The organism is Streptomyces sp. HSW2009 (assembly GCF_040240285.1).
GTDB lineage: Bacteria > Actinomycetota > Actinomycetes > Streptomycetales > Streptomycetaceae > Streptomyces.
Window position 1 is genome coordinate 1 of record NZ_JBEHZD010000418.1, and the last position, 7,304, is coordinate 7,304.

At 73.3% G+C, this 7,304-nt stretch carries 6 protein-coding genes; all 6 read right to left on the bottom strand.

What is annotated here, in order from left to right:
- Positions 1-146 precede the first annotated feature (146 nt).
- Complete coding sequence (gene hpnH / locus AAHZ94_RS24990) at positions 147-1,172, bottom strand: adenosyl-hopene transferase HpnH (RefSeq protein WP_349995392.1); 1,026 nt, start codon at positions 1,170-1,172, stop codon at positions 147-149.
- 5 nt (positions 1,173-1,177) lie between these two features.
- Positions 1,178-2,029: a phosphorylase family protein gene (locus AAHZ94_RS24995; protein ID WP_349995393.1), complete on the bottom strand. Its 852-nt coding sequence runs from the start codon at positions 2,027-2,029 to the stop codon at positions 1,178-1,180.
- Positions 2,029-3,969 carry a squalene--hopene cyclase gene (shc, locus tag AAHZ94_RS25000; RefSeq protein WP_349995394.1) on the bottom strand — a complete coding sequence of 647 codons (1,941 nt, stop codon included), beginning with the start codon at positions 3,967-3,969 and terminating at the stop codon, positions 2,029-2,031. The genes AAHZ94_RS24995 and shc overlap by 1 nt, the downstream gene beginning before the upstream one ends.
- A 145-nt stretch (positions 3,970-4,114) precedes the next feature.
- Positions 4,115-5,215 carry a polyprenyl synthetase family protein gene (locus AAHZ94_RS25005; protein WP_349995396.1) on the bottom strand — a complete coding sequence of 367 codons (1,101 nt, stop codon included), beginning with the start codon at positions 5,213-5,215 and terminating at the stop codon, positions 4,115-4,117.
- Positions 5,212-6,645, bottom strand: coding sequence for a hydroxysqualene dehydroxylase HpnE (gene hpnE, locus AAHZ94_RS25010; RefSeq protein WP_349995398.1), 1,434 nt, complete (start codon positions 6,643-6,645; stop codon positions 5,212-5,214). Before hpnE ends, AAHZ94_RS25005 begins: the two co-directional genes overlap by 4 nt.
- 153 nt (positions 6,646-6,798) lie before the next feature.
- Positions 6,799-7,304: squalene/phytoene synthase family protein (locus AAHZ94_RS25015; protein WP_349995400.1), on the bottom strand; the 506-nt coding region annotated here is incomplete at its 5' end.

A 7,304-nucleotide genomic window follows, 5' to 3' on the forward strand; every position in this document is an offset into this window, starting at 1 on the left:
GCCCGCCCGGGCGCCCCTCCCGCGGGCCCGCCGTCCGCGACCGCCCCCCGTGTGCGGCCCGGCCCCCCGCCCCCGCCCCCGCCCCCGCCCCCCCCGCCCCCGGCGGGGGGGGCGGGGGGGCCCCCGGGGGGGGGCCTGCGGTGGGCTCAGTTCTGGCCGGAGGCCGCCGTCTCGCGGGCGGCGCGCAGCGACTCCTTGAGGGAGCCCATGGTGGCGAGCACGGCCGTCGGCTCGTACCCGCAGTGCGCCATGCAGTTGTCGCAGCGCGGGTCCTTGCCCCGGCCGTACTTGTCCCAGTCGGTCTCCTCCACCAACTGGCGGTAGGTGGGCACGTATCCGTCGCTCATCAGGTAGCAGGGGCGCTGCCAGCCGAAGAGCGAGTAGTTGGGGATTCCCCAGGCCGTGCAGGGGAAGTCGGTCTTGCCCTCAAGGAAGTCCAGGAAGAGCGGGCTGTGGTTGAGCCGCCAGCGGCGCCGGTTGCCGCCGGCGAACGCCTTGCGGAACAGTTCCCTGGTCTGCTCGACGCCGAGGAAGTGGTCCTGGTCGGGGGCCTTCTCGTAGGCGTAGGCGGGCGAGAGCATCATCTCGTCCACCTGGAGGTCGTCATTGAGGTAGTTGAGCACCTCGATGATGGTCTGCGGGGTGTCGGTATTGAAGAAGGTCGAGTTGGTGGTGACCCGGAAGCCGCGCCGCTTGGCCTCCTTGATCGCGGCCACCGCCTCGTCGAAGACGCCTTCCTTGGCGACCGACTGGTCGTGCCGCTCGCGCAGCCCGTCGATGTGCACGGTGAAGGCGAAGTAGGGCGAGGGGGTGAACTTGTCGAGCTTCTTGCGGAGCAACACCGCATTGGTGCACAGGAAGACGTACTTCTTGCGCTGCACCAACTGCCGTACGATCTCGTCGATCTGAGGGTGCATCAGCGGTTCGCCGCCGGCCAGCGACACCATCGGCGCACCCGATTCGAGGACGGCGCCGACCGCCTGCGCCACCGGCATCCGCTGCTTCAACACGCCGGCCGGGTGCTGGATCTTGCCGCACCCCTCGCAGGAGAGGTTGCAGGCATAGAGCGGTTCCAACTCCACGATCAGCGGGAACTTCTCGCGCCGCCTGATCACTTTCTGTTCAAAGAGATACGTCCCGACCCGGATGGTCTGACGGAGCGGCATGGCCATCTAGCTCACCTCCTGGAGAGCGGTAAAGAACGGTGCCATTGGCAGAAAGCAGGGAGGATCGAGCGGAGTACCCGGAAGGCGGATATTCCCCCGCGCAGGGTGCCGATGCGCAGCAGCTCATGTTCCGGAGCGTCCACGATCACCCGTACGGCCGCAACCGGGCGTGGTCCGGCGCCGACCGCGGTGCGCAGCGTGGCCGCGGACTCCATGTCCACGGCCAGCGCGCCGGTCGCCCGCAGCCGGGCCCGCTCGACGCCGCGCACCACGTGGTCGGAGCCGGCCACCGGGCCGACGTGCACGGCCGGCGCCGCGCCCCGGGCCCGCCGGGGCAGCTCGGCGAGCGCCTTGGCCAGCACGTCGGCCCCGGTGCAGGCGGTGACGCCCGATGCGTCCCGGGTCTCGTCGGCGACGACCAGGTCGCCGGGGTGCATGCCGGGGACGAGCCCGGCACAGAAGCCGGTGGCGATCACGGCGGCCGGGCGCCGAACACCGGGCCCGCCGGCCGCCTGGCCCGGGCCCGGGGTGTCGTCAAGCTCCTGCGCTTCGTACGGGCCGTGGACGTCGTACGGGCCCCGGGCGTCGCAAGGCTCGTACGGGCAGTGCGGGTCCTGCGCGTCCGGTGCCTGCTGGGGCGGGGCGGTCGGGGGCGGGGCGCCGGGTGGCTGGCGGTCGGCGGCCAGGATGCGCAGTATGGAGCGCTCCGCGGCCCGCGGGCCCATGCCGGTGCGCAGCAGCACCATCGGGCCGGCGGCTGCGCTGCGGTCGCCGCCGCGCAGCGCCCGCCGCTCGATGCCGAGCGCGCAGACCACCAGCAGCGGTGGCACCCCGCCGTGCCGTGCGGCGGAACTCTCCGCCATCAGCCCCCCTGTCGCTTCGCCCCGAACGGCTGCGCGTGGACGTAGCGGCCGAGCGCGGTGATCGGGAAGACCATCCGGTACAGGTGGTAGTTGATGGAGAAGTCCCAGGGGAAGCCGGTGCCGGTGAAGTACGGCTCGTCCCAGCTTCCGTCCGCGCACTGGGTCTCCACCAACCAGGTGACCCCGCGGCGCACCGCCTCGCCCTCCCGCTCGCCGGCCGCGAGCAGCGCCAGCAGCGCCCAGGCGGTCTGCGACGCGGTGGAGGTGCCGCGGCCCACCCACTCCCGCTTGCGGTAGGAGCGCTGATCCTCGCCCCAGCCGCCGTCCTCGTTCTGCACGCTCTCCAGCCAGCTCACGGCGCGCCGGATGGCCGGGTGTGTGGTGGGCATGCCCGCAAGGGCCAGGGCGGGCACCACGGACCCGGTGCCGTACAGGTAGTTGGTGCCCCAGCGGCCGAACCAGGCGCCGCTGGGCTCCTGGTCGGCCAGCAGCCAGTCGATGCCGCGCTGGGTGCGGGGGTCATCGCGCTCGCCGAGGGCGACCAGCATCTCCACCACGTGCGCGGTGACATCCGCCGACGGCGGGTCGATGACCTCGCCGAAGTCACAGAACGGCAGCCGGTTGGGGAACGGGCTGGCGTTGTCGGCGTCGAAGGCGCCCCAGGCGCCGTTGCGCGACTGCATGCCGAGGTTCCATTCGGCGCCGCGCTGCATGGCGTGCTGCACGCGCTCCGGGTCCGGATGGTCGACCCGGTCCAGGGCGAGCACCACCTCGGCGGTGTCGTCGATGTCCGGGTAGTTGTCGTTGTGGAACTCGAACGCCCAACCACCCGGGCGGAGTTCGGGCCGGCGCACCGACCAGTCGCCCGGCTTGAAGATCTGCTCGTCGAGCATCCAGTCCACGGCGCGCACCAGGGCGGGGTGGTCGCCCGGCACGCCCGCGTCGGCGAGTGCGATGGTGGCCAGGCAGGTGTCCCACACCGGCGACTGGCACGCCTCGACCATCCGGACCGGCTCGCCGTCCGCGTCCTTGCTCCAGATCGCGAACCGGTCGAGGGAGGCCAGCCCCGCGCGCAGCACCGGGTGGTCCAGGTCGTAACCGAGCAGGTGCAGCGCGATGATCGAGTACACGGCGGGCGGTTGGATGCCGCCCCAGCAGCCGTCGCTCTCCTGCCGCTCGATGATCCAGCGCGCACAGGAGTGGATGGCCGCCTTGCGCACCGGCCGCAGGTTGACCTTGCGGTACGCGTGCAGGGCGCGGTCCAGGCGTTGGAAGGCGCCGTCCCAGGTGGTCGGGGGTGCCAGCGGGCGCGGCGGGTTGGGGCGCAGCGGGTCGGTGTGCAGCTCGTCCAGGCCGAAGGGGGCGGGCCGCACCGGGCGCTTGGCCGAGACGATGGTGAGCGGCACGATGGTCTGCCGGGCCCAGCAGCCGAAGTCGTAGATGTTGAGCGGCACCCAACTGGGCACGTAGATCAGCTCGGGGGGCAGCTCGGGCAGGTCCTCCCAGCGCCACCAGCCGAAGAGGGCGAGCCAGATGCGGGTGAACACCCGGCTGGCCGCGATGCCGCCGGCCCCGCGGACCCAGGCGGAGGCGGCGGCCATGTGGGGCGCGTCGGGCTCGTCCCCGGCCAGCCTGAGCGCCACGTACGCCTCCACCGTCGCGGAGACCTCGGGCGGCCCGCCGTGGAAGGTGGTCCAGGTGCCGTCCTGGCGTTGTCGGGAGCGGATGTGGCGGGCCCCCGCCGCCGTGACGGCGGGGTCCTGGATGCCGAGGAACTGACGGAGCAGGAGGTCTTCGGCGTCCATGGAGACGTTGGTCTCCAGGTCGCCCTTCCACCACCCCTGCTCGTCCTGGCGCGCCAGCAGGTTGTCGACGGCCCTGGCCGTCGTCTGCCGGGCCGCCGCTAAGGTCGTGGACGATTCGACGGCTGTCGCTGTCATGGCTTCCCCTTTCGCAGTCCGTTCTCTGCCGTGCTGGGGTTGCGTCGGGAGGCGCCACGGTCGACACCTCCCGGCGACCGCGAGCTAGGTGTGGTGGCTGTGCCTGATGGGGTGCTCCAGAAGACCCCGGTGTCTCATCTGCGGGTCATCCCTCTCGTACGACGACGAAGTCGGCGAGCGCCACCAGTTGCGCTCGTACCGCTGCGGGCATGTCTACCTCGTGCAGTGCCGCCACGGCTGTGGCGTGCTGCCGGCGGGCTTCCTGGAAGGTCCACTCCCGGCCGCCCGCCTCTTCGATCAACGCCGCCCGGCTAGCGAACTCTTCCTCATCGAAGTCAGCAATGTCATCCGTTTTCCCGACGTGGCTGGCGTCGGCCGCCAGAATTCGGGCCAATCGCTCGGAAGCGGGCCCGTCGGCGGCGAGCGCGGCGACGACCGGGAGGGACTTCTTGCGCTGGCGCAGGTCGCTCCACGGCCGCTTGCCGGTGGCCACCGGGTCGCCCCAGATGCCCAGCAGGTCGTCGACGGCCTGGAAGGCGAGCCCGAGGTGGTAGCCGTAGGTCTCCAGGGTGTCGGCCATCCGGTCGTCGGCGCCGCCGAGCACCGCACCGATGGAGACCGAACAAGCCAACAGCGCCCCGGTCTTGTTGCCCTCCATGTCCAGGCACTCCTGGACGTTGACCCGCCCCCGCTGCTCGTAGGCGATGTCCTGGGCCTGGCCGTCGATGAGGCGGCGGGTCGCGGCGGTCAGCCGGCGGGTCGCCCGGCCGGCGTCGACCGTGCCCAGCTCCAGGAGCACCTCGTTGGCCAGCGCAAACAGCGCGTCGCCGACCAGGATGGCCTGCTCGGGGCCGTGCACCTTCCAGACGGTGTCGCGGTGTCTGCGCTGCTCGTCGCCGTCCATCAGGTCGTCGTGCAGCAGCGAGAAGTTGTGCACCAACTCGACGGCGACCGCGCCGGGCAGTCCGACCTCGGCGGCGGCGCCCGCGGCCTCGGCGGAGAGCAGGGCGAGCGCCGGGCGGACCGCCTTGCCGCCGTCGCCGGCCGCGGGGTTGCCCTCGGCGTCGATCCAGCCGAAGTGGTAGGCGGCGACGGTGTTCATGGGCGGGGCGAGCCGCTCGACGGCTTCGCGCAACACGGGCGTCACGAGGGTGCGACCGCGGGCCAGCATGGCGCTGACGTTCGCGGTCGCGACGGGGATGGCCGGAGTCACGGTTTCTCCTCTGTTTCCGGTCACTGTGCTCATACCGCCTCCCGCAGCGGGCTGCGGTGCGGCCGGCCGAGCTCGGAGAGCGCCGCGCCGGCGGCGCTCAGCCCGCGGCGCACCGCGCTCTCCATGGTCGCCGGCCAGCCGGTGGCGGTCCACGCACCGGCCAGGAAGAGGCCGGGCGCGTTCGTGGGGGCGGGTGGGCGCAGCCGGCCCACACCTGGTGCGGGAGCGAAGGTCGCGGTGCGCTCCCGGGTGACGAAGAAGTCCCGCACCGTCGCGCCGCGGGCGGCGGGCAACAGCCTGGCCAGCTCAGGCAAGTAGCGCTCGCGCAGCCGGGACACGGGTTGGTCGATGTCGTCGTGGGCGGCCGACTGGGAGACCGCCAGGTACTGGCCGGTGCCGGCGGGCAGGCCGGAGGTGTCGGAGCGGTCGAAGACCCACTGCACCGGGGAGCCGATGGCCACGAAGAACGGGCGGCGCAGCACCGGACGGTCGTAGACCACGTGCAGGTTCAGGATCGGTGCGGTGCCGATCTTCAGCAGGCGGCCCGGGTCGTCGAGCGCGCCGGTGGGCAGCAGGGCGTGTGCGTCCTGCTGGGGCAGCGCGAGGACGACCGTGTCGGCCGTCAGCCGGGTGCCGGCGTGCGGCGCGGTCTCCACCTGCACGTCCCAGCGGCCGTCGGGGCCGCGGTCGAGACCGGTGACGCGGCTGCGCAGCTCGATGCCGACGCCCGCGGCCTCCAGGGTGGCGCGGGCCCGGGTGTCGTGCAGTTCGCCGAGCGGCACCCGGGGGATGCCGATGTCGGCGTGGCCCGGCTCGGTGAGCAGGCCGGTCTTGAAGACCATGGTGGCCAGGCCGAGCGAGCACTGCGCGGAGCGGGCGTTGAGGGTGGCGACGGCCACCACGTCCCACACGGCCTCGATCGCCCGGGCCGACTGCCCCTTGCGACGCAGCCAGTCCCCGAAGTTGAGGGTGTCGAGGGCCGGGTCGTACGGGTCGAGCGACTTCAGTGCGAGGGCGGCCCGGCCCACGGCAGCCCGCTCGATCGGCGAGAGGTGGGGGTAGGTGGCGAGGGTGGCTGCCAGGTGCAGCGGCACCGGCAGCGCGGTCCTGCGCAGCCGGCCCAGCCGCGGCTTGCTGCGCCCCACGTCGAGCACGGGGACGTCCAACCGGTCCTGGAGCGGCGCCAGATGGCTGGCTCCGATGCGGTCGAGGAACCAGCCGTAGCCGGTGCAGCAGCGCAGGTAGACGTGTTGCCCGTTGTCGATGGTGAGCTCGCCCACCGGCGATGACCGGCGGAAGGAGAACGCCGCGCCGCCGAGCCGGGGCCGGCCTTCGAGGAGGGTCACCCGCACGCCCGCGTCGGCGAGGGCGAGCGCGGAGGTGATCCCGGCGAGGCCGCCTCCGACGACGACGGCGCTCTGGCCCCCGGGCGAACGGCGCTCAGGGTCCGTGGTCGATGTCATCGTGCGCCCCTTTCTCGGCTGCGACGGGGGACGCCGCTGCGCCCCGTAGGGTTGCCCCGCTCGCGGGGGTCTCACGCTGCGTACCGCGGGAGAAGTGCGGGATTCCTGGCGTACGGAGTGGCCGGGCGGCGTGCGGGGCGTGCGTCCGGACCATCAACCGCGCCCCCCGGGCGCCCGCCGGGTCGCGGTGCGGGCGTCGACCCCGGCGAGGCCGCGCACGGCGACGTACGCCTTCTCCCGGCCGGGCAGCGACACCCGGCCGTGCAGCACGGCCGTGGGGTCCTTGGCGATGCGCTCCAGGAGCCTGCGGTAGATGCCGGCCATGGCGGCCACGCAGGCGCCGCTGCGCCGGTCGAGCAGCGGCAGGAGTTGGAAGCCCTCGGCGAACAGGCCGCGGGCACGCCGGGCTTCGAAGTGCACCAGGCCGGTGAAGTCGGCGCCGGCGGGCGGCGTGCTGCCGTGGAACCCCGCCGAGCAGCCGAACTTGGCCAGGTCGTCCGACGGCAGGTAGGTGCGCCCGTTGGCCGCGTCCTCCCGAACGTCCCGCAGGATGTTGGTGAGTTGGAGGGCGAGCCCGAGCGTGTCGGCGTACTCGGCGGCGCGCGCGGCGCCCCCCCCCCCCCCCCCCCCCCCGCGGCCCGCCCCCCCCCCCCCCCCCC

What these genes read in the sequence shown, in the direction of transcription:
- AAHZ94_RS24995 (WP_349995393.1), bottom strand. Translation starts at nt 2,029, where the DNA reads ATGGCGGAGAGTTCCGCCGCACGGCACGGCGGGGTGCCACCGCTGCTG.
- hpnE (WP_349995398.1), bottom strand. Translation starts at nt 6,645, where the DNA reads ATGACATCGACCACGGACCCTGAGCGCCGTTCGCCCGGGGGCCAGAGC.
- shc (WP_349995394.1), bottom strand. Translation starts at nt 3,969, where the DNA reads ATGACAGCGACAGCCGTCGAATCGTCCACGACCTTAGCGGCGGCCCGG.
- AAHZ94_RS25005 (WP_349995396.1), bottom strand. Translation starts at nt 5,215, where the DNA reads ATGAGCACAGTGACCGGAAACAGAGGAGAAACCGTGACTCCGGCCATC.
- hpnH (WP_349995392.1), bottom strand. Translation starts at nt 1,172, where the DNA reads ATGGCCATGCCGCTCCGTCAGACCATCCGGGTCGGGACGTATCTCTTT.